Origin of the sequence: Pseudosulfitobacter sp. DSM 107133 (assembly GCF_022788695.1) — a bacterium.
Taxonomy (GTDB): domain Bacteria; phylum Pseudomonadota; class Alphaproteobacteria; order Rhodobacterales; family Rhodobacteraceae; genus Pseudosulfitobacter.
In genome coordinates this window covers 219,722-246,683 of sequence record NZ_CP085156.1, presented here as the reverse complement: position 1 = coordinate 246,683, position 26,962 = coordinate 219,722, and the positions used below count along the sequence as shown (strand labels likewise).

The 26,962-nt window shown below is 63.2% G+C and carries 21 protein-coding genes; 8 read left to right on the top strand and 13 right to left on the bottom strand.

Translation table 11 applies throughout. The features are described 5' to 3' along the window. The first annotated feature begins 72 nt into the window (after positions 1-72). Positions 73-2,022 (top strand): cache domain-containing protein, encoded by a 1,950-nt coding sequence (locus DSM107133_RS21165; RefSeq protein ID WP_114295340.1) that lies wholly within the window; start codon positions 73-75, stop codon positions 2,020-2,022. Here DSM107133_RS21165 and DSM107133_RS21160 read toward each other — a convergent pair. Beyond that, complete coding sequence (locus DSM107133_RS21160; RefSeq protein ID WP_114295341.1) at positions 2,019-2,903, bottom strand: LysR family transcriptional regulator; 885 nt, start codon at positions 2,901-2,903, stop codon at positions 2,019-2,021. The two genes, DSM107133_RS21165 and DSM107133_RS21160, sit on opposite strands and share 4 nt — an antisense overlap. 89 nt (positions 2,904-2,992) lie before the next feature. On the opposite strand from DSM107133_RS21160, the gene DSM107133_RS21155 reads away from it, so the two are divergent. After that, on the top strand, positions 2,993-3,850 hold the full coding sequence (locus DSM107133_RS21155; RefSeq protein WP_114295586.1) for an NAD-dependent epimerase/dehydratase family protein: 858 nt from the start codon (positions 2,993-2,995) through the stop codon (positions 3,848-3,850). Between the two features lie 83 nt (positions 3,851-3,933). Here DSM107133_RS21155 and DSM107133_RS21150 read toward each other — a convergent pair whose 3' ends face one another. From DSM107133_RS21150 to DSM107133_RS21095, 12 genes are all read right to left on the bottom strand, one after another. Continuing rightward, positions 3,934-4,380, bottom strand: coding sequence for a MarR family transcriptional regulator (locus DSM107133_RS21150; RefSeq protein WP_114295342.1), 447 nt, complete (start codon positions 4,378-4,380; stop codon positions 3,934-3,936). A gap of 242 nt (positions 4,381-4,622) precedes the next feature. Then, positions 4,623-6,467, bottom strand: a complete 1,845-nt coding sequence (locus DSM107133_RS21145) for a calcium-binding protein (protein WP_162792161.1) — start codon at positions 6,465-6,467, stop codon at positions 4,623-4,625. Between the two features lie 397 nt (positions 6,468-6,864). Next, positions 6,865-7,566, bottom strand: a complete 702-nt coding sequence (locus DSM107133_RS21140) for an ABC transporter ATP-binding protein (RefSeq protein ID WP_114295343.1) — start codon at positions 7,564-7,566, stop codon at positions 6,865-6,867. Continuing rightward, entirely contained in the window at positions 7,559-8,329 is a 771-nt protein-coding gene (locus tag DSM107133_RS21135) for an ABC transporter ATP-binding protein (RefSeq protein ID WP_114295344.1), read from the bottom strand. Before DSM107133_RS21135 ends, DSM107133_RS21140 begins: the two co-directional genes overlap by 8 nt. After that, a complete protein-coding gene (locus DSM107133_RS21130) occupies positions 8,326-10,185 on the bottom strand; it encodes an ABC transporter permease (RefSeq protein ID WP_114295345.1) in 1,860 nt (619 codons plus the stop codon). The genes DSM107133_RS21135 and DSM107133_RS21130 overlap by 4 nt, the downstream gene beginning before the upstream one ends. Before the next feature lie 99 nt (positions 10,186-10,284). Beyond that, positions 10,285-11,505: an ABC transporter substrate-binding protein gene (locus DSM107133_RS21125; RefSeq protein WP_114295346.1), complete on the bottom strand. Its 1,221-nt coding sequence runs from the start codon at positions 11,503-11,505 to the stop codon at positions 10,285-10,287. 82 nt (positions 11,506-11,587) lie between these two features. Next, positions 11,588-12,658, bottom strand: a complete 1,071-nt coding sequence (locus DSM107133_RS21120; protein ID WP_114295347.1) for an aromatic ring-hydroxylating dioxygenase subunit alpha — start codon at positions 12,656-12,658, stop codon at positions 11,588-11,590. A 21-nt stretch (positions 12,659-12,679) separates the two neighbouring features. Further along, on the bottom strand, positions 12,680-13,258 hold the full coding sequence (locus tag DSM107133_RS21115) for an amino acid synthesis family protein (RefSeq protein ID WP_114295348.1): 579 nt from the start codon (positions 13,256-13,258) through the stop codon (positions 12,680-12,682). After that, a complete protein-coding gene (locus DSM107133_RS21110) occupies positions 13,255-13,839 on the bottom strand; it encodes an amino acid synthesis family protein (RefSeq protein WP_114295349.1) in 585 nt (194 codons plus the stop codon). The genes DSM107133_RS21115 and DSM107133_RS21110 overlap by 4 nt, the downstream gene beginning before the upstream one ends. Then, the gene (locus DSM107133_RS21105) at positions 13,832-14,722 is read right to left on the bottom strand and encodes a UPF0280 family protein (RefSeq protein ID WP_114295350.1); all 891 of its coding nucleotides are present in this window, start codon (positions 14,720-14,722) and stop codon (positions 13,832-13,834) included. Before DSM107133_RS21105 ends, DSM107133_RS21110 begins: the two co-directional genes overlap by 8 nt. Next, entirely contained in the window at positions 14,719-16,161 is a 1,443-nt protein-coding gene (locus DSM107133_RS21100; RefSeq protein WP_240310700.1) for a 6-hydroxynicotinate reductase, read from the bottom strand. Before DSM107133_RS21100 ends, DSM107133_RS21105 begins: the two co-directional genes overlap by 4 nt. A 191-nt stretch (positions 16,162-16,352) precedes the next feature. After that, a complete protein-coding gene (locus DSM107133_RS21095; protein WP_114295352.1) occupies positions 16,353-17,180 on the bottom strand; it encodes a ferredoxin--NADP reductase in 828 nt (275 codons plus the stop codon). Positions 17,181-17,384: 204 nt separating this feature from the next. On the opposite strand from DSM107133_RS21095, the gene DSM107133_RS21090 reads away from it, so the two are divergent. The 6 genes from DSM107133_RS21090 (at position 17,385) to DSM107133_RS21065 (ending at position 26,953) form a co-directional block, all read left to right on the top strand. After that, complete coding sequence (locus DSM107133_RS21090) at positions 17,385-18,221, top strand: FAD binding domain-containing protein (RefSeq protein WP_114295353.1); 837 nt, start codon at positions 17,385-17,387, stop codon at positions 18,219-18,221. After that, the gene (locus DSM107133_RS21085; protein WP_114295354.1) at positions 18,211-20,937 is read left to right on the top strand and encodes a molybdopterin cofactor-binding domain-containing protein; all 2,727 of its coding nucleotides are present in this window, start codon (positions 18,211-18,213) and stop codon (positions 20,935-20,937) included. The genes DSM107133_RS21090 and DSM107133_RS21085 overlap by 11 nt, the downstream gene beginning before the upstream one ends. Next, complete coding sequence (locus DSM107133_RS21080) at positions 20,934-22,997, top strand: hydantoinase/oxoprolinase family protein (protein WP_114295355.1); 2,064 nt, start codon at positions 20,934-20,936, stop codon at positions 22,995-22,997. Before DSM107133_RS21085 ends, DSM107133_RS21080 begins: the two co-directional genes overlap by 4 nt. Beyond that, positions 22,994-24,673 (top strand): hydantoinase B/oxoprolinase family protein, encoded by a 1,680-nt coding sequence (locus DSM107133_RS21075; RefSeq protein ID WP_114295356.1) that lies wholly within the window; start codon positions 22,994-22,996, stop codon positions 24,671-24,673. Before DSM107133_RS21080 ends, DSM107133_RS21075 begins: the two co-directional genes overlap by 4 nt. A 102-nt stretch (positions 24,674-24,775) precedes the next feature. Beyond that, positions 24,776-25,813 (top strand): zinc-dependent alcohol dehydrogenase family protein, encoded by a 1,038-nt coding sequence (locus tag DSM107133_RS21070; RefSeq protein WP_114295357.1) that lies wholly within the window; start codon positions 24,776-24,778, stop codon positions 25,811-25,813. Between the two features lie 183 nt (positions 25,814-25,996). Beyond that, positions 25,997-26,953: a GNAT family N-acetyltransferase gene (locus DSM107133_RS21065; protein ID WP_114295358.1), complete on the top strand. Its 957-nt coding sequence runs from the start codon at positions 25,997-25,999 to the stop codon at positions 26,951-26,953. Positions 26,954-26,962 lie beyond the last annotated feature (9 nt).

Sequence of the window (26,962 nt, the reverse complement as noted above, 5' to 3'; positions counted from 1 at the left end):
GGGGGGCAGGGGTAATGCTTCACCTGTTGCGCGCGGCAGGCTAGGCTGCGGGCACCCTTTGGGAATTCACCGATGACATCTGTTCGCCTGCGTCTTTTGATCCTTGCCCTTGCGCCGCTGATCGTGCTGATGCCGCTGTTGCTGCTGATCGGGATGACGCGGTGGACGGCGGATTACGACAAGGTGCTGATTGCCAATGTCGAGAGTGATCTGAAGATTGCCAGCCAGTATCTGTCGCGGTTGCTGGACAAGACCGGGAATGAGTTGAACGCGGTGACAGAGTCGGTGGAGTTCAACGCCTGGCTGGAGCGGCCCGATGCTGATCTGGCCGCCTATCTCAAGGATACGCGGGCACGGTTGGGGCTGAACTTTCTGTATTATCTGCCGGTCGAGCAGGCCGAAGTTGCCGGCGCGGTCTGGCCGGTGATTGCGCAGGCGGCCAGCGGGCAGGGGGGCGCGCAGATTGATATTATGGCCAGTGACACCCTGGCCGCCCTGTCGCCCGAGCTGGCCAGCGTCGCGCAGATTCCGCTGATTGCGACGCCGGCCGCGGTGCCGACGACCCGCGCGGTCGAGGATCGGGGCATGGTCATCCACGCGGCCAGCCCGGTGATGCTGAACGGGCATCAGGGCGTGCTGGTGGGGGGGATTTTGCTGAACCGGAATTTGGGGTTCATCGACACGATCAACGACCTTGTCTATGCGCAGGCGGGGGCGGTGGGAGAACGTCAGGGCACGGCGACGCTGTTTCTGGACGATGTGCGGATTTCGACCAATGTGCGTTTGTTCGAGGATGTGCGCGCGCTTGGCACCCGCGTTTCGGCCGAGGTGCGCGCGGGGGTTCTGGGCGCGGGGCGGACCTGGCTGGACCGCGCCTTTGTGGTGAATGACTGGTATATCTCGGGCTATTTGCCGATCACGGACAGTTTCGGGGACCGTGTCGGGATGCTCTATGTGGGCTTTCTGGAAGCGCCGTTCAATCTGGCCAAACGCGAGGCGTTCTGGTGGATGCTGGCGGCGTTTGTCGCGGTGCTGATACTGTCGGCGCCGGTGTTCTTGTGGATGGCGCGGGGGATTTTTGCGCCGCTGGAACGGATGACGCAGGTGATGAGCCGTGTGGGGCAGGGCGATCTGACCGCGCGGATCGGGCCGGTCGGCGCGCGCGGCGAGATTGGCGCGGTGGCGCAGCATCTGGACGGGTTGCTGGAGCAGGTGCAGGACCGCGACCAGCGTCTGCGGGCCTGGAACGAAGAGCTGAACCAGCGGGTTGAGCAGCGCACCGCCGAGTTGCGCGAAGCCAATGCCAAGCTTGAGCAGACCTTTCGCCAGTTGGTGATGAGCGAGAAGCTGGCCTCGATCGGGGAAATCACGGCGGGGGTGGCGCATGAGATCAACAACCCCGTGGCGGTCATTCTGGGCAATGTCGATGTGATCCGCCAGACGCTGGGTGACGGGGCCGCGCCGGTGCAGACCGAGCTGGCGTTGATCGACAAACAGGTGTCGCGGATTGAGGCCATCGTAGGCAAGCTGTTGAAATTTGCCGGGCCGTCGGAATTTGCCGATCATCAGCATGAGATTGATCTGGCACCGGTGGTGCAGGACTGTCTGGTGCTGGTCGATCATCTGATCACGCAGCACCACATTGCGGTGACCTGCCGGTTTGAACCGGTGCCGCTGGTACGGGTGGACACAGGCGAGGTGCAACAGGTGATTGTCAATCTGGTGGTCAACGCGGTGCAGGCCATGGGCGACGGCGGGCGGCTGGATCTGGAGCTGGCGCCCGACCCGCGCGGCGGTGTGGCACTGTGCGTGCGCGACAGCGGGCCGGGGGTGCCAGAGGCGCAGTTGGGGTCGGTGTTCGATCCGTTTTTTACCACCAAACGCGGCGAGGGCACCGGGCTGGGGCTGTCGATCTCGCAGACGTTGATCCAGCGGGCCGGGGGGCTGATTTCGGTGCGCAACTGTGACGATGGCGGGGCCGAGTTCAGGGTTTGGCTGCCAGAGCCAGACCCGGTTGACTAGACCAGACGCTCGGCCAGAAAGTCCCAGACCCGTTTGATGCGGGGGCTTTGGTACAGCGCCTGGTGCGCGGCCAGCCAGATCGAGAGGGCTGGCAGTTCGGACTGGAAGTCGAGCCTTGACACCTTGGGCTCTGCATCGCCAATGACGGTCTGCATCGCGCCCACGCCACAGCCCGCGCAGACCAGTTTCCAGAACGTCGCCTGATCGTCGCAGCGGACGCCAAAGAAGTTTCGCGTGACGTCGAACCCTGTTTCGCGAAAATATCGCAGGATCAGATCCGACCGGTCAAAGCCGACAAAGGGCAGGGCTTGCAACTGTTCAAGGCTGTCCGGCTGGCCGTATCGCGCCAGCAGCCCGGGCGTTGCATAAAGCGCCATGGGTCGGTCCGCGATTTTGCGGGTGACAATGTCGAGCTGCGTCGGGCGGAACATCCTGATGGCGATGTCAGCCTCACGGAATATCAGGTTTTCGGTGGTGTCCGAGGGGACAAGTTCGATTTCGATGTCAGGTTCTGCGATGCGCAGATCGGCGATGATTTGCGGCAGGGTCTCGTTGGACACCACAACGCTGGCCGTGAGCCTGACCGTGCCGGACAGGCGCGTGTCGCGGCCGGCCGCCAGAGTTTCCAGACGCGCCGAAGCCCCTGCCATGTCGCGCGCGGGTTCCAGCATCATCCGGCCGATGTCGGTCAGTTGCAGCCCGTTTGGCGTGCGCAGGAAAAGCTCGGCGCCCACCGCGGCCTCGGCGGCCTTGATGTGGCGGCCCAGTGTTGGCTGGCTTTGCCCAAGCTGCTGCGCGGCGGCGGTAAGTGACCCCGTTTCAGCAACCGCCAGAAAGGCGCGGATATAGGTCCAGTCGAGGGAGTTGCGTGTGCCTGTCATCCATAAATGAATAGCAGACCTTTGAATTTCCGCAATTCAAAAACAAATTTGCAGCGTCGATATTGTGGGCAGGAACAATGGAGCACAACATGACCAAGACAGTATTGATATTGGGTGGCAGCGGCAGGATCGGGCGCCACAGCACGGAAGCTTTCAAAAAGGCGGGCTGGGAGGTGCGTCAGTTTGATCGCAAGAAAGACGACATGACACAGGCCGCAACAGGCTGCGATGTGATCGTGAACGGGCTGAACCCGCCGAACTATCACAATTGGGAAGAGATCATTCCCAAGATCACCAAACAGGTTCTTGCGGCTGCGCGTCACAGTGGTGCGACCATCATCTTGCCCGGCAATGTCTACCATTTTGGCAGCAAGGGGGGGCTTTGGTCGGAACACACCACGCCGAACCCTGTCAGCCGCAAGGGACAGATCCGGCTGGAGATGGAGCGTGCCTATGCCGAAAGCGGTGTGCAGACGATCATCTTGCGGGCGGGTAATTTTGTCGACCCTGAACGGCAGGGGTGCATCATGTCAGAGATCTACTTGCGCGATATCAAACATGACAAGGTGACATTGCCCGGCCCAAAGACGACCCGTCAGGCGATGTGCTATTTGCCGGATTGGGGTCGCGCCTGTGTGGAGTTGGCAGAGAAACGGCATGAATTGGGGCAGTTCGAGGATATTCCGTTTCCGGGTCACACGCTGTCTGCGGCGGATATCAAGGCCGAGCTGGAACGCATCACCGGGCGCAACCTGAAATACAGCAAGTTTCCGTGGTGGGTGTTCAAGGTCACGGGCCCGTTTTGGGAGCTGGCACGCGAGCTGGGTGAAATGCGGTATCTGTGGGAAACAGACCATGCGCTGTCGGGGGAACGTTTCAAGGCGGTGCTTCCCGATTTCAGGGACACGGGGCTGGAGGACGTGATGCGGGCGAGTTTGCCGGCCTAGCGGGAGGGGCTGATTATCGGACGTAAGATAGGGCAGACAGTGGCGGCGCTAACCCGGTTTCTATGAGGAGAAAACCGCCGCGATCAACTGATCTTGGCCAGCAGCCGCAGCAGCGTTTCCTTCTCGCGTTCGCGCAGGGGGGCGAGGGTTTCCTCGGTGACGCGGATGGCGGCCTCGACCGCTTCGTTGATCAGGGCGACACCTTTGGGCGTCAGGGAAACAAGGTGCCTGCGGCGATCCTTCGGGTCGCGGCGGGTGACCAGAAGTTCGCGCGCGATCAGCCGGTCAACCACGCCCTTGGTGGTGGCACCGTCCATGGCAACCGAGCGGCCCAGCAGGTTTTGCGACATTGGTCCGTCTTCGGCCAGCCGGTGCATGATTGAAAACTGGGTGGTGGTCAGCTTGCCCGGCACCAGATCAAGAAAGATGGTCGAATTGCGTTGATAGGCCTTGCGCAGCAGAAAGCCGATCTGCGCGTCCAGCACATAGCCGTGGTCTGCACTGGTGCGGGGCTGTGTGGTGTCGCTCAACGGGCTCTCCTTGGATTCAGGTCTTAGGCTGAATCTTTTGCACTAAATTGTCCGTGGATACAGCCACCGGGACAAGATTAATCGCGCGAGGTGCCGATTGTTGCAATGCGGTGGCACTGCGCGCGCCTGCGCGGGTAATGACCTGCCTGTGCCAAAACGCTGACGTGCGGGGCGGGGTACTGGCCAAAAAAATGGCGCGCCCCCATGTGGGGACGCGCCGTGTTCGAGAAATCTGGGGGCAATCAGAGAATGAAATCGTCCAAGGTCATCGAGGTGACGCCCAGAAGCCTAATGCTCACGTCGGCGACGCCATCGTTGTTCACATCCGCGAGCACAAAGCCGTCTGTGCCGTCGGTTTCAAAGCGCACCTGGCCTGCGGCACTGAAGGCAGAGGTGCCAATAAAGGTGAACGCGTCGTTGCCCGCAATATTGTGGATTGCGTCGATGTTCGACAGGTTGATCAGATCGCCGGTCTCGAAATCGGTGATCGTGTCCTGGCTAGCGGTTGTGCTTTCCGATTTGAAGTTGAAGTGGAACACATCCGCGCCATCGCCGCCGGTCAGGATATCGGCCGCGGTGCCGCCGGTCAGATTGTCATTGCCGCTGCCGCCGTCCAGCGTGTCGCTGCCTGCGCTGCCAAGCAAGGTGTCGTCATCGTCGCCACCATTGAGGGAGTCATTCCCGAAGCCGCCTTTGAGCAAGTCGTCACCGGCGCCGCCGAACAAGGTGTCTTGATTGCCACCGCCGTCGAGGGTGTCATTGCCGTTGCCCCCTTCCAGAAGGTCCTTGCCGGTGCCACCGAACAACATGTCCTGATCGTCGCCGCCGTCCAGAGAGTCATCCCCTTTGTTGCCGTAGAGGGTGTCGTTGCCCGCGTCGCCGTTCAGATCGTCATTTTCGCCGCCACCATGGAGGGTGTCGTTGCCATTGCCCCCATCCAGGGTGTCATCCCCGTTGTGCCCAAAGAGCAGGTCGTCGTCGTCACCGCCTTGCAGCGTGTCCTGACTGCTGCCGCCATAGAGGCTGTCATTGCCGGTACCGCCTTTGAGCAGGTCTGCACCTGCACCGCCGTTCAGCGCGTCATTGTCGCCACCGCCGTCGAGGGTGTCATTGCCACTGTTGCCGTACAGCACATCATTGCCTGTGCCGCCCGCCAGAGCGTCATTTTCGCCGCCACCGTTCAGGGTGTCGCTGCCGCTGCCGCCGTTGAGGGTGTCGCTGCCGCTGTCACCGTTCAACTGGTCGTCACCGGTTCCACCCCACAGGGTATCATCATCGTCACCGCCAAAGAGAGTGTCATTGCCATCGCCACCGATAAGCGAGTCGTTGCCTGCGGACCCGGTCAGCGTGTCATTATCAGCACCCCCGTTGAGGGTGTCATTGCCGCTGCCGCCGTCAAGGCTATCGTCGCCGTTGTTGCCGTTCAGCACGTCGTTGCCAGCTTCACCGAACAAGCTGTCCTGATTGTCGCCGCCGTTCAAAGTATCCTGATTGAGGCCACCATAGAGCGTGTCGTTGCCTTCGTTTCCGTTCATCAGGTCGTCGCCGTCATTGCCGCTCAGTTCGTCATTGCCAAGGCCACCGTCGATGGTGTCATTGCCGTTGCCACCTGCAATGGTGTCATTGCCACCGGCACCGTCCATGACGTTATTGAAGTCATCGCCGGTGAACGTGTCGTCGATCCCGGTTCCGATATAGGGATTGGGGAAGACTTCGGCTGCGACAGGGTCGATGTCGACCGCGAGGGCAACGGCTCCTACAAGGCTGGGAAGGCCGTTGGGGTAGTGGAAGTAGATTTGGTTGTTTGCTTCAAACACGATGATCTCGGCAGAGGCGCCGAGCGGGACAAGGACGCCGCCCAGGATGACCCCCGGAGTAGCGGTTCCTGACCCGATAAAGGTGACGGGGAAGCCATCAAATGTGCTGATTCCGTCGTCGGAAGTTTCGAGGGTGCCGTCATTGTCGGCAAAAACTTCGGTCTGCCCGCTCGAAAAAGACCCCAGCAGAATGTTCGGATCGTCATTGATCAGGTCGGTTCCGAGCAATGTACCGTTGTACGCAAACACTTGAATTGATGAACTAGGCATTTTTCTACCCCTTAAAGGTTACTAGATTTCTTACTGAACAACTTAAAGGGTAGCGGAATTGTGGCGTTTGTATGAAGAAATTGTTAAACAACGACGCGACGGCTTTGTCATTGACGTTAAGATGCCGTGACCCGTCAAAAATTTGTTCATACTTTCAATAAGATGGCGCATCAGAAAAGTAGGGCGCTATACGGCCTGTCTGAAAATAGTTTTTTGCCAATAGGTCGAAAATGGGAAGAGAGTGGTGTCGCGGCAAAAACCTATTTCAACTATCAGTTGAATAGTTGTTGCGAGCCAGGCAACAGGCACACGCCAAGGGGATGCCGGCAGTGTGCAAACGGGCGACAGCCGTTTTGGGACGCCTGGCGGTCAGAACAAGGCGGAGTTGTCCGCCGAATCAGACCGACAGGTAGGCGTCGCGGATTTCGGGGCGGGCTTCAAGCTCGGCAAAGCTGCCGTCAAACTTCTTTTCGCCGCCTTCGATGATGATGGCACGGTCGGCCACGGCGCGGGCAAAGTGCAGGTTCTGTTCGGAAATCATTACCGTCAGCCCTTCGGCTTTCAGCTTGAGGATGGTGTTGGCCATCTCTTCGACGATCACCGGCGCGATGCCTTCGGAGGGTTCATCGAGCAGCAACAGCAACGGGTTGCCCATCAGCGTGCGCGCAATGGTCAGCATTTGCTGTTCGCCGCCCGACATGTGCTTGCCACGGTTGCCGCGGCGTTCGGCGAGGTTGGGGAAGATGTCGAACAGCTGGTCCACCGTCCACGTTGGTGCGCCGTCGCGGCGTGGTTGGCGGCCCACTTCGAGGTTTTCCATCACCGTCAGGTCGGTGAAGATGCGGCGGTCTTCGGGGACGTATCCGATGCCGGATTTCGCGACGCGAAAGGCAGGTGCGCCGACAAGGTCGGCATCCTGAAACATCACGCGGCCGGTGCGGGGGCGCACCAGTTGCATGACCGATTTCATGGTGGTGGATTTGCCGGCACCGTTGCGGCCCAGCAACGCCACGACCTCGCCGCGCCCGATCTGGAAGGACAGGCCGTTCAGGATATGGGCCTTGCCGTAATAGCTGTGAATGCCGTCGACGTTAAGCATCCTGTGCCTCCTTGAAGAGTGTGCCGCCGCCCAGATAGACCTCCTGGACCTGCGGGTTTTCACGGACTTCGGCGGCGCTACCGTCGGCAATCAGTTCGCCCCGGTTCAGCACCATGATGTGATGCGCGTGGGCAAAGACCACGTCCATGTCGTGTTCGGTGAACAGGACGGACACGCCCTGATCGCGGACGATATCGGCCACCAGCTGCATCAGTTCGATCCGCGCCGAAGGGGCCATGCCGGCGGTGGGTTCGTCCATCAGCAACAGGCGGGGGCGGTGGGTCAGGGCAATCGCCAGTTCCAGCCGCTTGAGGTCGCCGTAGGCCAGAACCGAGCAGGGCCGGTCGGCCTGATCGGCCATCGACACGGTTTGCAGAAACTCGAAGGCCTCTTCGCGGTACAGCTTCCACGCGCGGGGCAGCATCGAGAACAGTTTGCGGTGGTGGCTGATCAGCGCCATCTGCACGTTTTCGATCACGCTCATCGACTGGTAGGTGCCGGTGATCTGGAATGTGCGGCCAACCCCCTTGCGCCAGATGTCGCGGGGGCGCTGGCCGGTGACGTTTTCACCGTCCAGAAACACCTGACCGGCGGTGGGTTTCAGCTGGCCCATCAGCATGTTGAAACAGGTGGATTTGCCGGCCCCGTTGGGACCGATCAGGGCCTTGAGCTCGCCCTGTTGCACCGCAAAGGACACGCCATTGACGGCCAGAAAGCCGTCATAGCTTTTCTTCAGGTTTTCGACGCGCAGGATCTCGGTCATTTGACGGCCTCTTCGTTGGTGCCGCGGAATTTGTTCCATGTGCTGCGCAGGGTGCCGACGATGCCTTCGGGCGCGATGATGACCACCGCAATGATGACAAGGCCCAGCACCAGACGCCAGTATTCAAGACGGGTCAGCCAGTCTTCGACCAGCGTCATGAAACCCGCGCCGACGACGCCACCGGCGAGGGTTTTGACCCCGCCAAGGAAGACCACGATGAGCGCATCGAAAGAGGCACCGATTTCCAGTTCGGTCGGGAACACCGAGCCTTTGGAGAAGACGAAGATGCCGCCCGCAAGCCCCGCCATGACGCCGGCAAGACCAAAGGCCACATGCTGCACCCGTTTGACGTTGATCCCCATCGCCTCGGCCTGACGGGGGCTGTCGCGGCCGGCGCGCAGGGCATAGCCGAACGGCGAATGGATGATGTGGCGCAGCACAAGGATGCCGCCGACTCCAAAGGCCAGCGTGAAGTAATAGAACGGGATGGTGTCGCCCAGCCAGCTTGCCGGCCAGATGTTGACCAGCCCGTCATCGCCGCGCGTCAGGTCGCGCCATTGATAGGCCATCGACCAGACAAGTTGCGAAAAGGCCAGCGTAAGCATGGCAAAGTAGACCCCGCTGAGGCGGATACAGAACCAGCCGATCCCAAGCGCCAGCAGACCGGCGACAAGGGGGGCAAACAGGAAGGCGATCTCCATCGGGGTGTCGAGGTGATAGACCAGCAGCGCCGCCGCATAGGCCCCGCCGCCAAAGAACGCCGCGTGGCCAAAGCTGACCATGCCGCCGGTGCCAAGGATAAAGTGCAGCGAGGCGGCAAACAGCGCAAAGACCACCATGTCGATCAGCAGGATCAACAGGAAGCGGTCGGCAAAGAGGGGCAGGGCGGCCAGTGCCAGCAGCAGGGCGGCGACCAGCATCTGAGCGGTGGTGCCATAGGGGCGGATCGGGGTTTCGGGTGCGCCGACCTGTCCGTGTTCCCCCGCGACTTCCTCGCGGCCCAGCAGGCCATAGGGGCGGATGATCAGGACAACGGCCATGACGACAAACATCAGCACCAGCGTGGATTGCGGCAGGTAGGTGACGCCAAAGACGTTCAGCACCGAGATCAGCACAGCGGCGATAAAGGCACCGGGCAGGGACCCCATGCCGCCGATGACGACAACCACAAAGGCCGCGCCGATGATGTTGAAATCCATCAACAGATCGGCCCCGCCCTTGGGCAGTTGCAGCGCGCCGCCCCAGCCGGCCAGCGCCGAGCCAAGGGCAAAGACGCCGGTGAACAGCCACGCCTGATTGACGCCAAGCGCGCCGACCATCTCGCGGTCCTGGGTGGCGGCGCGCACCAGCACGCCCACCCGTGTCTTGGTGATGAGATACCACAGGGCGAAGAGGATCAGCGGGGTGATGGCGATGATCACCAGATCGTATTTGGGCACCGGTTCGCCAAAGATGCGCCAGACGCCGCGCAGGCCGGGGGCACGCGGGCCCATGCGGTCTTCGGCCCCCCAGATCATCAGGGCAAGGTCCTGAATCACAAGGATCACGCCAAAGGTGGCAACCAGCTGGAACAGTTCGGGGGCGCGGTAGATCGGGCGCAGCACCACCATTTCGACAAAGGCCCCGATGGCCCCTACCACAAGGCCGGTCAGCAGGATCGCCCCCCAAAAGCCGATAGTGCCGGGCAGCACCTGCATCAGGGTGACCCCGACAAAGGCCCCCAGCATATAGAACGACCCGTGGGCAAAGTTCACGATGCGGGTAACGCCGAATATCAGCGACAGGCCCGAGGCCACGAGGAACAGCGACGAGGCATTGGCGAGGCCGGTCAGAAGCTGGGCAAAGAAAAAGGCCATGCGGAAGAGTATCCTTGGGCGGGCACCGCCAAGCGGTGTGTCATGTCAGGAAGGGGTTTGGCAGGCGGGCGTTGCACCCACCTGCCTGTCGCGACTGGCTTATTCGGCCGGGCGCATCGCCTTGATTTCTTCGTCCGAAGGCATGTAGCCGTCGGGCGATTTATAGGTCCAGTCAACCATCACACCCTTGCCGTCCTGCATCGCGATGGTGCCGACATAGGCACCCATGTTCGACTGGTTGTCGATTTCGCGGTAGCTGAGCGTGCCGATGGGCGTGTCGGGGATTTCCAGCCCTTCGAAGGCGGCAATCAGCGAGGCGGTGTCGGTGGCTCCGGCCTTTTCGATGGCAGCGGCGATGGAAATCACGTCGAGGTAACCGACCAGCGAGCCGATTTTGGGCGTTTCACCGGTTTCGGCGATATAGGCGTCGACAAAGGCTTTTTCCGGCGTGCCGTCTTCAAAGCCGTACCAGGGATAGCCGGTGACGAACCAGCCTTCGGGTGCTTCATCGCCCAGCGGTTCCAGATACTCGGGCTCACCGGACAGCAGGCCATAGACGGGGCGGCCGTCGAACAGGCCACGGTCGCCGCCTTCGCGCACGAATTTGGCAAGGTCGGTGCCGAAGGTTACGTTATAGATCGCGTCGGGTTTGGCGCGCTCGATGGCCTGCACCTCGGCGCCGGCGTCGATCTTGAACAGGGCGGGCCATTGTTCGGCAACGAATTCAACCTCGGGCTTGAGCCGTTTCAGGTTCTCCTTGAAGGCGGCGACGGCGTCCTGACCATAGGCATAGTTGGGCGCGATGGTGGCATAGCGGATCGCATCGGTCTTGGCGGCTTCTTCGGCCAGCATTGCGGCCTGAATCCATGTCGAGGCGCGCAGGCGGAAGGTGTTGGGGTTGCCCGAGCCCCACACGAGGCTGTCGGCCAGCGGCTCGGCGGCAAGGTAGAGATACCCCTTTTCGGCAGCAAAGGACGACAGCGCCAGACCGACGTGCGACAGGATCGAACCGGTCAGCATCACCGCGCCGTCGCGGGTCATCAGCTCTTCTGCGATCTTGACCGCTTCGGCGGGGTCGCCCTGATCGTCGCGGTAGATGAATTCGAGCGGTTTGCCCAGCACACCGCCTGCGTCGTTGATTTCCTTGAGGCCCAGTTCGATCCCCTTTTTATAGGGCTCGGCAAAGGCGGCCAGACGTTTGTAATGGTTGATCTCGCCGATCTTGATCGTGTCCTGGGCCAGTGCGGCCCCAGACATAAAGCCGGGGGCCAGCGTCAGGGCGGTGGCGGCGGCGAGCAGGGTGCGTCGCGTGAGGGTCATCGGTGTCTCTCCTATTGGTGGCAGAGTGCTGCCGGTCTGTTGGTGGCAGTCGTTGCTGCCGTTATATCCGGTCTGGTGCCGGTTAGTCGTGGTAGACAAAGGCAGGCGAGGGGTCGCTTGCCAGATCTTCGGTGCGTTCGAGTTCGATCAGGTCATTGATGCGCTTGCGATACACAAGCGGCCCCTTGTCGATGGCAATGCGGATCGGGCGGCGTTTGGCGGGGCGGTTTTCTTCCTCTTGCACGGCTTCAAGGATTGCCTTGTCTTCCTGAAAGGCGACGCGGAACATTTTGTCCATGGTCTCTTCGGCATCGGGATCGTCAAGCGCGGTGTTGCGGATGTGCATCCAGCGGTCGATCGAATAGGTTTCTGTCACCGGTGTGATAAAGTGCAGGGCAAAGATGCGCACCCCCTTGTCGCGCTCGTCCTCGGCAATGGCGTCCTTGGTGGGGGCCGAGCCAAAGTCGATCACGGCGGTGCAGGGGGTGTAAAGGTAATAATAGTGCCAGCGGTCGACGTGGCCGGTGAAGCCGCCGAATGCCTTGAAAAAGCCGATGGGTTCGGCGTCGCGAATCCAGCGCCATGCGAGGATTGCCTCGCCTTCGGTCTGCACATGCACGGGGACGTTTTCGGATGCGGCATTGCCCAGCGTGGTGGGGTGGACAAAGCTGACGTGGGCCGGATCAACCAGGTTTTCGGCCACGTTCAGATAGTTCGATTTCAGGTGCAGCGCATCGCCGTGGTGGACCTTCCAGGCGGGATCGGTGAATTCGGGCATGTCGAACACTTTCGAGGTGTCGGCGCGGGCCGGGTCGCCCATCCAGATCCAGACGATGCCGTGGCGTTCTTCGGTCGGGAAGGCCTCGACATAGGCGGATTTGGGCAGGTTGGTCTGGCCCGGCACCCGCACGCAGGCACCGGAACAGTCGAAGGTCAGCCCGTGATAGCCGCATTGCACGTTGTCGCCCACGCGCTTGCCCTTGGACAGGGGCAGCAGACGGTGGGGGCAGCGGTCTTCGAGTGCCACGACACCGCCGTCGGATTTGCGGTACATGACGACGTGATCGCCAAGGATGGTAAAGCGGCGCAGGGTGTCGTCGATCTCGGTCGACCATGCAGCGACGTACCAGGCGTTGCGGATGAAATTCGACATGTTGACCTCCTTGGGTGTGTTCTAGCGCAGCCCGTCTGCGCCGGTGACTTCTGAGTGCCGTAGCCCTCCAACGCGCGGATTGGGCCGCCCGCCCAGTTGCAGCGCCACGGCCACGACGATTTCACCACGACGCGGGGCGTCAGGCAATTGCAGCCGCATCCCGTCAAAGTGGCTGCGCACATAGGCGGCGTCCTTGTGGCCCAGCGGCACGTCGATCACGGTGCCCGGAGCGCCCATCGCCTTGGACGAGGGCACCAGCGCCTTGCCACCACCCAGCACGTCACGCAGCGGCGCGCCCAGTGTCGGGTGCAAAAGGGCCGCGGCATGTTCCAGTTCGCCGTCTTCGCCGACAAGGGCGGCTTTGCCGTATCCCTGAACATCGCCTGCCGCACAGCCCAGTGCGGTCAGCGCCTCGGCTCCCAGCAGGGTGCCCAGTTCGGCACCTGTTTCGAACAGCTCTGCCAGATCCGCGACATAGCGGCCCGCATAGGGGTTCACGATCACCGCCGCCGCCAGCGCGCGCCGTGCGGGGGGCGAAACGGGTTGGCCCATTTCGGTGCGTGTCTCTTCGACCAGCGTTATGATCCGGCGCAGGTTCACCGCAAGCCGTCCTCGCCCTTGACGTCCTCGGCGGCCAGACCGCCGACGCGGGCGTGAATGCGCGGCCCCGTGCTCATCACCAGCACCAACAGGATTTCGTCGGCCTTGGGACCGTCGGGCAGGCCGACCTCCATCGCGTCGAAATGGCTGCGCACATAGGAAGCGTTGCTGTGGGTGATCGGCACATCAAGCCGGGTGCCGGGGCTGCCGATTTTCTTGGTCGAGGGCACGATGGCCATGCTGTCGGCAATGGTGTCGCGCATGGCATAGCCGCCGGGCACATGCCACAGCGCGCCGTGTTCCAGTTCGCCGTTGGTGCCGACGATGGCGCCCTTGCCATAGCCCTGGATCGCAGCGGGATCACCGCCAAGGGCGTCGATCAGTTGTTGTGCCATTTCTGCGCCCAAAGGCTTCAGGTCTTCCATAAAGCCCTGAATATCTTCGACATAGCGTCCGGCAAAGGGGTTGGCGATGACGGTCATGCAGGCGGCGCGGCGCTGGGGTTTTGCGGGGGCGGGGCCGCCCTCGTGATAGATGGTCTCGGTCAGGAGCGCCGTTTTGCGGATGACGGGTTCAGGCATGGATAAGGTCCTTGGGCTGTGACTGGTCCCGCAGGGGGCGGGCGGAAATGGTTGTGCCGATCATGCGTCTTTCACCCTGACAGGCAAGACATGCGCCGACAATCAGGCCACGCGCGGCATAGGTTCTGGCCCGCAACACGCCACGGTCAAGAGCGGTGCGCAGGTCATGGGCCGACAGCGGGGCCACATCGGTGGTGACCCGCCGTGCGCCCAGATCGCTGTCGGGTGACAGGCTGTTGGCGGGGGCGCGGGTGATGGCGGGGTGGTCGGGCAGGTCGATGGCGTTGGCGATCAGCGTGGCGGCAGCGTCGGCCTGCGCCGCAGTGGCGGCCAGCACGGTCACCGCATCGGCAATGCCCAGCGAATGCGACCGGCCCCGCCAGCCCGATGTGGCCACGCCGCCGATGCCGTCGCGCGGCCCGATTTCGGCCTGTGCGCCGGGGGCGGCGGTGGTGGGGTCCTCGCAAATGGCAAGGCGCAGGGGCTGGTTCGCGGTCCACAGGGCGATGTCGCCGCCGTTGTTGACATGGGCGCGGGTCAGGCTGTGGTTCTGGGCCAGCAGGGCGGTCAGGATGTGATCTGCCACGGCGCCGGCCACGGCGGCCATCGGGGTGATGAACGTGGGCGCAAAGGGGCGCGTGGCCTGATGCATCTTGCGGGCAATCCCGCCGGTGGGGGCAGGTCCGTCGCATTGGCGCAAGCGCGACAGTTCCGATACCAGATTGCTCAGCACGGGTTTGAAAGCATCCGAGGCGCGCAGATAGGCGGCGCGCACCGCCGGTGCGGGGCCGTGGGCCGTGACGATCAGGTCAATCGGCCCGTGGATCAGCCGCAGGCTGCCGTCGGGCGACAGATGCGCCGTTGGGGATTCCTGCCAGCTCATGATTTGCCCTTTGAGGTGTCTGACCCGACTGGCCACGGCGCGCCGGTTTTGCGCGCTTCGGAGCGTTGGCCGGACAGGCGGTGATCGTTCTGCCGCCCCTTCTGCCCGCGCAGGGCGTCTTCGAGCGGCATGACATAGTCCATGTGGCCGCCAAGGGCGGCGTAATCGGCGGCTGTCATGGTAAATTCGATGGGTGCCACCAGCGCAGGCGTGGGCACATAGCCAAAGGCGTTTTTCGGCATTTGCGTGACGTCTGCCATAAAGGTGATGCCCCCGCCCGGCCAGATGAACACCGGCGCGCCGCCCGAGGTGACGCGGGTCAGGCGCGATTGCACCGAGCGGGTCAGCGAGACGGGGTTTTCGGTGACGCCCGAACGCAGTGAACCGCCCGCACCGGCCATGAACAGCACCGAAGTCAGCGAGGGTTCGCAGTTTTCCTCGATCCGCTGCACCGAGGGCAACAGCCGCGCGGGCATGTCCTTTTGCACCGGCACCAGATCGTCGTTCAGCTCGTAATAGGCGGCGTTCTCGCCGGTGGTCGAGACCATCAGCAGGGATTGACCGGCCCGCGCCTGATCGGGTTTCCAGGTGTCCAGAATGTCCAGCGGATCGGTCAGGTCGGTGCCGCCCCAGCCGGTGCCCGGTTCGGCCACCTGAAAATAGCGTCCGGGGGTCGAGCGGCGGCCTTTGATCTTGATGCCGGAGGGTTCCCAGCCGATGACCTTGCCCGCCTGATGTTCGGACATGACGCCGGTGATGTGATCGTCGACGACCACAACCTCGTCGACCAGCCCCTGCCATTGTGCCGCGAACATGCCCACGGTGGCCGAACCGCAGCCGACGCGCATGCGTTGCTCGGGCGTTCCGTTGACGATGGGGGCCTGTCCGGCAGTGATTTCCAGATCGGCGCCGTTGTCGATGGTCAGCGCGACCTGTTCACCGTTGCACAGCGCCAGAAGTGCTGCACAGGTCGCGCGCCCCTCTTTCTTGGAGCCGCCGGTCAGATGGTTGACCCCGCCCAGCGACAGCATTTGCGATCCGTATTCGGATGTTGTGACATGGCCGATCACCTCGCCCTCGGCACGCACGGGGGCGCATTCGCTGCCAAGGTGGCGGTCGGTGTCGATTTTCACCTTGGCCCCGCAATAGGAAAAGATGCCTTCGGTGACGACAGTGATCATGTCGACGCCTGCGGATTTCGAGGCGACGATAAAGGGGGCGGGTTTGTAGTCGGGATAGGTGGTGCCCGACCCGACAGCGGTGATGAACGTATCTTCGCCCGACACCAGATCGCCATCCCATTCGCGGTCAAGAAAGGGCACCAGCGGCGTGTCTTCGCGGTTTTCCAGAATGGTCAACGGGTCAAGGCGCACCAGCTCGCCGCCCTCGTTTGCATAGCGGTCGCAGGCGCCCGAGCGGCCGTCGGCGATGTAGCACATGACCGGACAGGCATCGCAGCGGATCTTTTCCGGCTTGGCGGTCTGGGGGCGTTTGCGGGTTGTCTCGGTCACGGTGCGGGCTCCGGGGGCTTGGCAATCGGGCGGATCGGGTCGGATGTGCAATTCGTTTGTATACGAACGCACGACACCCGTTTGTGTGTCAACAGTTTTGCGCGGATTTCGGTCATGGATCAGTCTACAAACGCCTTTTCGACCACGAATTCAGCGGGGCGGTTGTTGGCGCCTTCTTCCAGTCCGTGTTCCAGACAGATGGCGCGGCAATCGGCCAGCATCTCCATCGAACCGCAGATCATCACGCGGTCGTCGGCGGGGGTGATCGGGGGCACGTCGAGGGCCGTATATATAGTGCCCGACCGGATCATGTCGGTGATACGGCCCTGCACCTTGTAAGCCTCGCGGGTGGCGGTGTTGAACAGGCGCAGGCGGCCCTGTGCGGCTTCGCCCACCAGCGGATCGTTCAGCGTGGCATTGGTGATTTCGTCGCCATAGGCCAGTTCGGCCACCTCGCGGCAGCCGTGGCAGAGAATCACCTCGTCAAAGCGCTCGTAGGTCTCGGGATCGCGAATCAGCGATGCAAATGGCGCGATTCCGGTGCCAGTGGACAGCATCCACAGCCGTTTGCCGGGGGTCAGCGCATCAAGCACCAGCGTGCCGGTGGGTTTCTTGCGCATTAATACAGTGTCGCCCACCTGAATGTTTTGCAAATGCTCGGTCAGCGGGCCGTCGGGCACCTTGATCGAGTAGAATTCCAGCGTGTCGTCCCATGCGGGCGACGCAATGGAATAGGCACGCATGACAGGCCGGTCGGCGTTGGGCAGGCCGATCATCACAAACTCGCCCGAGCGGAAACGGAACGTGGCGGGGCGGGTCACGCGAAAGCGGAAAAGGCGGTCGGTGTAATGTTGCACCTGGGTGACGGTCAGCCCGAAACAGGCGGCGGGTATTTCGAATCCCGCAGGCTGGCCCTGAAGGATGGGGTCAAAGGCAAGATCGGTCATCTCAATGCTCCATTCTGCATAATTTCAGAGCAGATGCTGCGCCAAAATTCGTTCGTACACAAACGAAAAAAGTTTTTTGGCCGATAAAGGCCCGAAAGCGATCAGGACGATTGACAACTTTTCATGCAAGTTTCTACGGTGTGCCTGTATCGTTTGCACACAAATGAAGCCCGGGGCTGGTCCGGGCAGTGAAAGAGGCACCACATGACGCTTCATCGACCCGAGACACTGGACGCGGCCCTTGCCCTGCTGGCCGAAGGCGGCGGGGTGGTTCTGGCGGGGGGCACGGATGTCTATCCGGGGCTGCGCGCCGCGCCGCCACCTGCGCGGATGATTGATGTTTCGGCGGTGGCGGGGCTGCGCGGGATCGCGCGGGTTGATGAGGGCTGGCGGATCGGGGCGGCGACGACTTGGACAGATGTGGTGCGTGCCGACCTGCCTGCATTGTTCGACGGGCTCAAGCTGGCCGCGCGCGAGGTCGGGTCGGTGCAGATCCAGAACACCGGAACGGTTGCGGGGAACCTGTGCAATGCCTCGCCTGCGGCGGACGGGGTTCCGGCGCTGATGGCGCTGGATGCCGAGGTAGAGCTGACAGGGCCAAGCGGCGCGCGGCGGGTGCCGCTGAGCGCGTTCATTCAGGGCGTTCGCAAGGTCGATCTGGCGGCGGGCGAGCTGATGACGGCGATCTATGTGCATGATGCGCCGGGCTGTGGCGCGTTTCGCAAGCTGGGCGCGCGGCGGTATCTGGTGATTTCGATCGCGATGGTCAGCGCTGTTGTACACGCTGACGGCGGGCGGATCGTGCGGGCGCGTATCGCTGTCGGGTCATGTTCGCCGGTGGCGCGGCGGCTGGTTGATCTGGAAACGGCGCTGGTCGGGGCCGCGCTGGGAGATGTCGGGGGGATCGTCGGAGAGGCGCGGCTGGACGCGTTGACCCCGATTGATGATGTGCGGGCCAGCGCGGTCTTTCGCATGGATGCGGTGCGCACGCTGGTGCGGCGCACGTTGTTGGATGCAGTGGAGAAAACCGATGTCGCTTGACGAACCCAAGGGGCAGATTGCCCTGACCCTGAACGGCGCTGAAATCACCCTGTCTGCTTCGCCCACGGCGCGGATGTCCGAGGTTTTGCGCGACAGCGCGGGGGCACTGGATGTCAAGGTGGGCTGCAACGCGGGCGATTGCGGGGCCTGTACCGTGCTGCTGGACGGCGCGCCGGTCTGTGCCTGCATCACCGCAGCCGGTCAGGCGCAGGGCCGGCAGGTTGAAACGCAGGCGGGGCTGGTTGCCGGTGACGCCGATGCTGCGCGTTTGGCGCAGGCGTTCCAGCGGCATCAGGCGGCGCAATGCGGGATCTGCACGCCGGGCATGATGGTGTCGGCGGTGGCGTTGTTGCGTTCGGGTGCGGCGCTGACCGAGGAACGCGTGGCCGATGCCTTGGGCGGGGTGCTGTGCCGTTGCACCGGCTATCGCAAGATCATCGCGGCGGTGCTGGATGCCGGTGCGACCACCGAGACATTGACCGAAGGCGGCGTCGGCGCGCGGGTGGCGCGGCTGGACGGCTGGCCCAAGGTGTCGGGCAGCGAGCGGTTTGGCGATGATGTCGCCCCGGCGGATTCGCTGACGGTGCGGGTGATCCGGTCGCCGTTTCACCGCGCTGGGTTCCGCTTTGGCGATCTGGAGGCGTTTCGGGACGCAAACGGGCTGGATTTGGTCCTGACCGCCAGCGACGTGCCGGGGGAGAACCTGTTTGGCGTCATTCCGGGGTTTATCGACCAGCCGGTTTTTGCCGAAGGCGAGGCGCGCTTCAAAGGCGAGGCGGTGGCTGCTGTGGTTGGCCGCGCCGGGGTTCTGGACGCCATGGGCGCCTTTCCGGTGGAATGGGACGAACGCGCGGCGCAACTGACACCGGCGGGGGCCAACGCGGCGGCGCTGCTTCATCCCGACCGCGCGGACAACGTGATGTGTCGCGGTCTGGTGGCGCGCGGCGATGCCGAAGCGGGTTTGGCGCAGGCCGCGCATGTGGTTGCGGGCGACTTCTCAACAGGATTTATCGAACACGGCTATATCGAACCCGAAGCGGCCAGCGCCCGCAGGGTGGGCGACCGGATCGAGGTGCAATGCTGCACGCAGGCCCCCTATATGAACCGCGATGCGCTGGCGGGCATTCTGGGGCTGGACCCTGCGGCGGTGCGCATTCTGCCCACTGCGGTGGGCGGCGGGTTCGGGTCCAAGCTGGACCTGACCGCGCAGCCCTATGTGGCGCTGGCGGCGTGGATATTGGGGCAGCCGGTGCGCATGGCCTATACCCGCGCCGAAAGCATCGCCAGTTCGACCAAACGCCACCCGTCCGAGATTTCGATGAAGATCGGGACGGATGCAGACGGGCGGATCGTGGGCGCGCGCTTTGACGGTGTGTTCAATACGGGGGCGTATGCCAGCTGGGGGCCGACCGTGGCGAACCGCGTGCCGATCCATGCGTCCGGCCCTTACCGCGTGCCGCATTACGAAGCGAACAGCGTGGGCATTCACACCAACACCACACCGGCGGGTGCGTTTCGCGGCTTTGGCGTGCCGCAATCAGCGGTGGCGCAGGAACAGTTGTTCGATCTGCTGGCCAATGATCTGGGCATGGACCGGCTGGCATTCCGGCGGCTGAACTGTCTGCAAAACGGCGATGCGACGGTGACGGGGCAGGTGTTTGACACCGGCATGGGCATTGATGCGTGCTTTGACGCGCTGAAACCCGAATGGGAGCGCGCGTTGGCCGAGGCCAGGGCATTCAACGCGGCCCATGCGCAGATCAAGCGCGGGGTTGGCGTGGCGGGCGGCTGGTATGGCTGTGGCAACACGTCGATGTCGAACCCCTCGACCATCCGCGCGGGTGTCACGTCGGACGGGGAACTGATGCTGCATCAGGGGGCCGTGGATATCGGGCAGGGATCAAACACCGTCATCACCCAGATTTTTGCGCAGGCGCTGGGGGTGCCGCTGTCGCAGGTCACTTTGGTTGGCGCCGATACCGATCTGACGCCGGATGCGGGCAAGACATCGGCAAGCCGTCAGACCTTTATCACCGGCAACGCCGCACGGCTGGCGGGTGAAGCGCTGCGGGCGCAGATCTTGCGGTTGGGCAATGTGGGCGACGGGGCCGCGATTGCCTTTGTGGATGGCGCGATCGAGCTGTCCGAGGGCGAGGTACGCCGCCGGATCGAACTGCCTGCTGCCGAAGGCTATGCGCTGGAAGTGCAGGAAAGCTATGATCCGCCGACCCTGCCGATGGACGCCAAGGGGCAGGGATCGCCCTATGCGGTTTTTGGCACGGCGGCGCAGATGGTCGAGCTGGAGGTCGATATGGCCCTTGGCACGGTCAAGCTGTTGCGGTTTGTCGCCGCGCATGATGTGGGCCGTGCGATCAATCCGCTGCTGGTCGAAGGGCAGATCGAAGGCGGTATTGCACAGGGCATCGGGCTGGCGCTGATGGAGGAATTCCTGCCCGGACGTACCGAGAACCTGCATGATTACCTGATCCCGACGATGGGCGACGTGCCTGACATCACCTCGATCATCATCGAATCCGGCGACGCACACGGTCCCTACGGGGCCAAGGGGCTGGGCGAGCATTGCCTGATCCCCACGGCCCCCGCCATTTTGAACGCCATCGCGGACGCCAGCGGCGCGCGCATCCACCATCTTCCGGCGACACCGGACCGCATCCGCGCCGCGATCCTCGCGCAGAAAGACAAGGCTTCTATATGACAGACGCAAGTGAACTGAGCGGCAGCTTTGCCGGTATCGACGTGGGTGGGACGTTCACCGATCTGGTACATTACGACAGCCGTACGGGGCGGGTAAAACTGGCCAAGGTGCCGACAACGCTGGACAATCAGGCGCATGGGGTGCTGGCGGCTCTGGACGCGGCCGGAGTGGATGCGGCGATGCTGGACCTGATCGTGCATGGGACCACGACCACCACCAACGCCGTGCTGGAGCGGCGGCTGTGCAAGACAGGGCTGATCACCACGATGGGCTTTCGGGACGTGCTGGAGCTGGGGCGACGGACCCGGCCGCAGGCCTATGGCATGTCGGGGCAGTTCCGCCCGCTGATCCCGCGCGATCTGCGCCTCGAGGTGCCGGAACGTACGCTTGCGGATGGTTCTGAATATCTGGCGCTGGACGAGGACGCGTTGCGCGTGGCCCTGCGCAAGCTGGTGGCCGAGGATTGCGAGGCCTTGGTGATCCATTTCCTGCATGCCTATGCCAACCCCGCCCACGAAATCCGCGCGGGCGAGATTGCGCGCGAGGAATGGCCCAACGGCAACATCACGCTGGGCAGCGCGCTGCTGTCGGAAAGCCGCGAGTTCGAGCGCGGGGTGACGGCGGCGGTGAATGCCTCGGTGCAGCCGCTCTTGCGGCGCTATGTCGAGCGCTTGGCGGACCGGCTGGCCGAGCGGGGCTATACCCGTGATCTGCTGGTGATGAACGGCAACGGCGGCATGGTGTCGGCGCGCATCGTGGCCGAGGAAGCGGCCAAGACGGTGATGTCGGGGCCCGCCTCGGGTGTGATGGCAGCGGCCTATACCGGGCGGCGCGCGGGCATTCCCGACCTGCTGACCTATGACATGGGCGGCACCAGCACCGATGTGGCGATGATCCGTGGCGCAGACCCTGCCGTCAGCCACGAGATCGAGATTGAATACGCGATGCCGATCCACGTGCCGATGGTCGATGTGCGCACCGTGGGGGCCGGTGGCGGTTCCATCGCGCGGGTGAATGCGGCCGGGCTGTTGCAGGTGGGACCGGACAGCGCGGGATCGACTCCCGGGCCGATCTGTTACGGCAAGGGCGGGACCGAGCCGACGATTTCGGATGCGAACATGCTGCTCGGGCGGATGAATCCGGGCAAGCTGAACACGATTTCGGGGGATGTCTCGATCGACATGATCCGCGATGTCTTTGCGGCCAAGCTGGGTGATCCGCTGGGGCTGGATGCGGTGCAGGCGGCGGCGGCGGTGCTGCGTATTGCCACGGCCAAGATGGCCGATGCGGTGCGGATGGTGTCGATTTCACTGGGCGAGGACCCGCGCGATTTTGCCCTGTTCGCCTTTGGCGGGGCGGGGCCGTTGCACGCCTGCGCCATTGCCCGCGAGCTGGGCGTGCCGCGCGTGTTGGTGCCTGCGCGCCCCGGTATCACCAACGCCCTGGGCTGTATCGTGGCCGACCTGCGGCACGACTTTGTGCAGACGGTGAACACCCCGCTGGATCACTGCGACATCGACGAGGTTCACGCCGCCTTTGCCCGCCAGATCGAGGATGGCACCGCCGCGATTGGCCGCGAGCGGGTCGAGATTGCCGAGCTGCGCCTGATGCATTCGGTGGACATGCAGTTTATCGGCCAGACGCATTTGCTGAGGGTGCCGCTGCCCGATGCCACGCCGACCCGCGCGGCGTTGCAGGCGCTGTTTGAAGAAGCCTATTTCCGGCGGTTTCAGGTGACGCTGCCCGAAATCCGCCCCGCGCTGGTCAATGTGAACACATCCGTGATCGGGCGCCGCCCCGAGGTGGACCTGTCGCTGTTGATCGATACCGCCGAACGCCGCGCGACGCTGGCCGAGGCGCAGACAGGCACGCGGTCCGTGTGGTTCGATGCTTGGGTCGACACGCCGGTCTATTGGCGCGACCACCTGCCCGCGGACGCAACGCTGACAGGGCCAGTGATCGTGGAACAGATGGATTGCACGCTGGTGATGGAGCCGGGCGACACTGCCGTGCAGGACGCCGACGGCAACCTGATCGTAACCCTGGGAGAGCAGCCATGAGCATTGATCCGATTACACTGACAGTGATCCAGTCGGGCCTGCAACAGGTCTGTGACGAAATGGACCTGTCGTTTTCCCGCGCCGCATTCTCGCCGGTGATTGCCGAGGCCAACGACCGATCGGACGGGATATATTCTGCCGTTGACGGCAGCCTGATTGCGCAGGGGTCACAAGGGTTGCCGGTGTTTGTCGGGACCATGCAGTTTTCGACGGCGACCCTGATCCAGATGATCCGCGACGGCAAAGCGGCCAAGCCCAAGCCGGGCGACATTTACATCGTGAACGATCCCTATCTGGGCGGCACGCATTTGATGGATGTGCGCTTTGCCATGCCCGTCTACCGGAACGGCGAGATTTTCTGCTGGCTGTCCAACACCGGCCACTGGCCCGATACAGGTGGCGCGGTGCCGGGGGGCTTTTCGGCCTCGGCCACCTCGGTTGAACAGGAAGGGCTGCGGCTGCCGCCTGTGCGCCTGTTCAAAGAGGGCGAGATGGACGCCGAGATTTACGCCATCATCTGTTCCAACATTCGCGTGTCGGAACAGCGGATCGGCGATGTGAAGGCGCAGGCGGCGGCATTGTATGTGGGGCAGTCGCGTCTGGTGCGGTTGCTGGACCGCTATGGCGACGACACGGTGCGCGCAGCCATTGCCGAGCTGCGCACCCGCGCGGCCCAGCAGATGCGCGCGAACATCGCGGCGATCCCGCCCGGTGTGTACCGGTCGACCGCCTATGTGGACAGCGACGGGGTGGTGGATGAGCCGCTGGAAATCAGGCTGGCGATCACGGCGGATGGCGACGGGTTGAGCTTTGACTTCACCGGCTCGTCCGCGCCCTGTGCGGGGCCGATGAACTCGGTTCTGGCGACAACGCATTCCTCGGTCTATCTGGCGATGCGCCATATTTTCCCCGACGTGCCGATCAGCGCGGGCGCGTTCGAGCCGTTGGAGATTGTGCGCCCTGTCGACACCTTCCTTGATGCGCAATACCCGCGCCCCGTGTCGGGCTGTGCCGCCGAGGTCAGCCAGCGGATTGCCGAGGCGGTTTTTGCCGCGTTGGTGGTGCCCTTGCCGGATCTCGTGACAGCCGCGCCCGCCGGATCCTCGGGCAACTTTGCGCTGGGGGGTGACATCCCTGAAGAGGGGCGCAGCTATGTGATGTACCAGATTTCGGGCGGCGGTTACGGCGGCTATGCGGGGGGTGACGGCATTTCGAACGGCTGTTCAACCATCGGCATTTCCAAATCCCCACCGGTCGAGATCATGGAGCAGCAGTTTCCGATCCTGTACCACCGCTATGCCCTGCACGACGGGTCGGGCGGCGCGGGGGCGCAGCGCGGCGGTTTCGGGCTGGATTACGAGGTGGAAATCCTGCGCGGCACGGCGCGGGCCAGTTTCGTGATGGATCACGGGCGTTTCGGCCCTCAGGGTGTTCTGGGCGGCGAGGATGGCGGCAAGAACCGCGTTGTGGTCACGCAATCGGGCAAGGAATTTGTGCCTGAACATCTGTCCAAGGCGCAGGACATCGCGCTGAAAGCCGGAGACCGGGTGCGGGTGCGCACGCCCGGCGGCGGGGGCTATGGGCCTGCGAAAGACCGTGATCCGGCACTGGTCGCCGAAGATGTGCGGCTGGGGCGCTATACCAGCGAAGAGGCGGCGCGGCTGTTCGGGACGTGATGTGGCGGGTTGCTTGACGCCGACAGGTCTGTTGTAAACCATCATCCAGACCTGTCGCCGGTGACTGCGACCCTTTCAAACCCCTAGTGAAAAGACCCTGCCATGAAAGCCGTCCTGTTCGAAAAGTTCCAAGAAGCGCCCAAACTGGTCACGGTGGCGGACCCCGGCCCCGAGGCGCATGGGGTTGTTCTGAAGGTCGCGGCCACAGGCGTTTGTCGCAGCGACTGGCACGGGTGGATGGGGCACGACAGCGATATCGACCTGCCGCATGTGCCGGGGCACGAACTGGCCGGCGTGGTCGAAGCGGTGGGCAAGGATGTGAGCAACTGGAAGGTTGGGGACAAGGTGACCGTTCCGTTCATATGTGGCTGCGGCAGCTGTTCGGAATGCCACGCTGGACATCAGCAGGTGTGCCTGCATCAGGAACAGCCCGGCTTTACCCATTGGGGGTCTTTTGCGGAATATGTCGGCATTCATCAGGCAGATCTGAACCTTGTGGCGCTGCCGGAAAGCATGGATTTCGCCACCGCTGCCAGCCTTGGCTGCCGGTTTGCCACGTCGTTTCGTGCGGTGATAGATCAGGGCAAGGTCGGCGCGGGGCAATGGGTGGCGGTGCATGGCTGCGGCGGTGTGGGGCTGTCGGCGGTGATGATTGCCACGGCTGTCGGGGCCAATGTGATCGGCGTTGATCTTGATCCGGCCAAGCTCGCCCTTGCGCAAAAGCTGGGGGCGGTGGCTGTCGTCAACGGTGGCGAGGCCGATGTTCCGGCGGCGATCAGGGAGATCACTCGGGGGGGTGCCCATGTGTCGCTGGATGCGCTTGGCCATCCGGTAACCATGACCAATTCAATCCTGTGCCTGCGGCCACGGGGGAAACACATTCAGGTTGGGCTGATGCTGGGCGATCATGCGGCGCCGGCCATTCCCATGCCCAGGATCGTGGGGCAGGAAATCGAATTGCTGGGCTCGCACGGGATGCAGGCGCACCGGTATGGCGCGATGCTGGACATGGTTGCCAGCGGCAAGCTGGACCCGGCGCGGTTGGTGGGCAATCAGATCAGTCTGGGCGAGGCGCCGCAGGCGCTGATGGACATGGACAAATTCCAATCTGTCGGCGCCACGGTCATCACGCGGTTCTAGCCGCCAAGGGTTTTGTTGACCTTTGGTCAGCGGTGGGTGACCGCGTGGCTTGCGGCATATTATGTCGCTGTGTGGTGGCATTCGGTAGAATAGTTCGGCAAAGTCGGCGCAAAATACCTCACAACACACACTCAAGCTGGACGGACCCAAGGGTGTGCTGATTTAGAACGGGAATGTAAGGTAATGCAGGGCAAGATCGCAGGCGACCATGGCGAAAGGGACAGCGCGGCGCGTTATGAAGCCTTTATGGCCAGACAGTCCCCCGAGGATGATGCCCTCTTGAAGCTGGAAAATTACAACGCCGAAATCCGGCCGCTTGTCGCGCAGGATCGTGGGATGTTGCATGAGTTGACAGTTGCGGTGTTCTGGCCGCACCGCGGGCGGGATCTTGATCTGTTTCTGTCGCTTGGCGAAGGATATATCGCGCTGGACGAGATTGGCCGCCCGCTGGGCTCGGCTATGTACTATCCGATGGGTGACGATTTTGCCATGTTTGGCATGATGGTGACCACGCCGCGCTTGCAGACCCAAGGGGTCGGACGGCGGCTTTTGCGGCGCATTATGAACGATTGCAGGGGGCGCGATCTGCGTCTGTCCGCCACCAAGTCGGGATTCCGGCTGTATCGCGATGCCGGGTTTGAGACTGTTGCGACCATCTGGCAGCATCAGGGCATTGCAAAGCTTGCGCGTCTGCCCGAGCCGGTCGCGGGCGTCGATGTGCGCCCGCTTGAGGCTGCGGATCATGGTGCGGTGTCCGCGCTGGACACACAGGCCTATGGTGCCGACCGTCAGGTGGTGAAGGCAGCGTTGCTGCGCAAATCCGGTGGCGTTGTTGCCGTGCGGGGCGGTGTGGTGTGCGGCTTTGCGCTGGTGCGGCCCTTTGGCAAGGGGATGGTGATTGGGCCTGTGGTCGCGGAAGACGACCAGATGGCGATGCAGCTGTGCGCGCCGCTGATCCAGCAGTACGAAGGCCAGTTTGTCCGTCTGGATACGCCGCAACAAAGCGAGCATTTCAAGGCGTTCCTGTCCGCCGCAGGGCTGGGTGTGTTCGACACCTGCACCGAGATGCGGATTGGCCCGTTGCGCCGCGCCGAAACCGGAGCCTGCCTGTACGGGTTGGCGGCGCATTCCTTCGGATAGAATACGCGC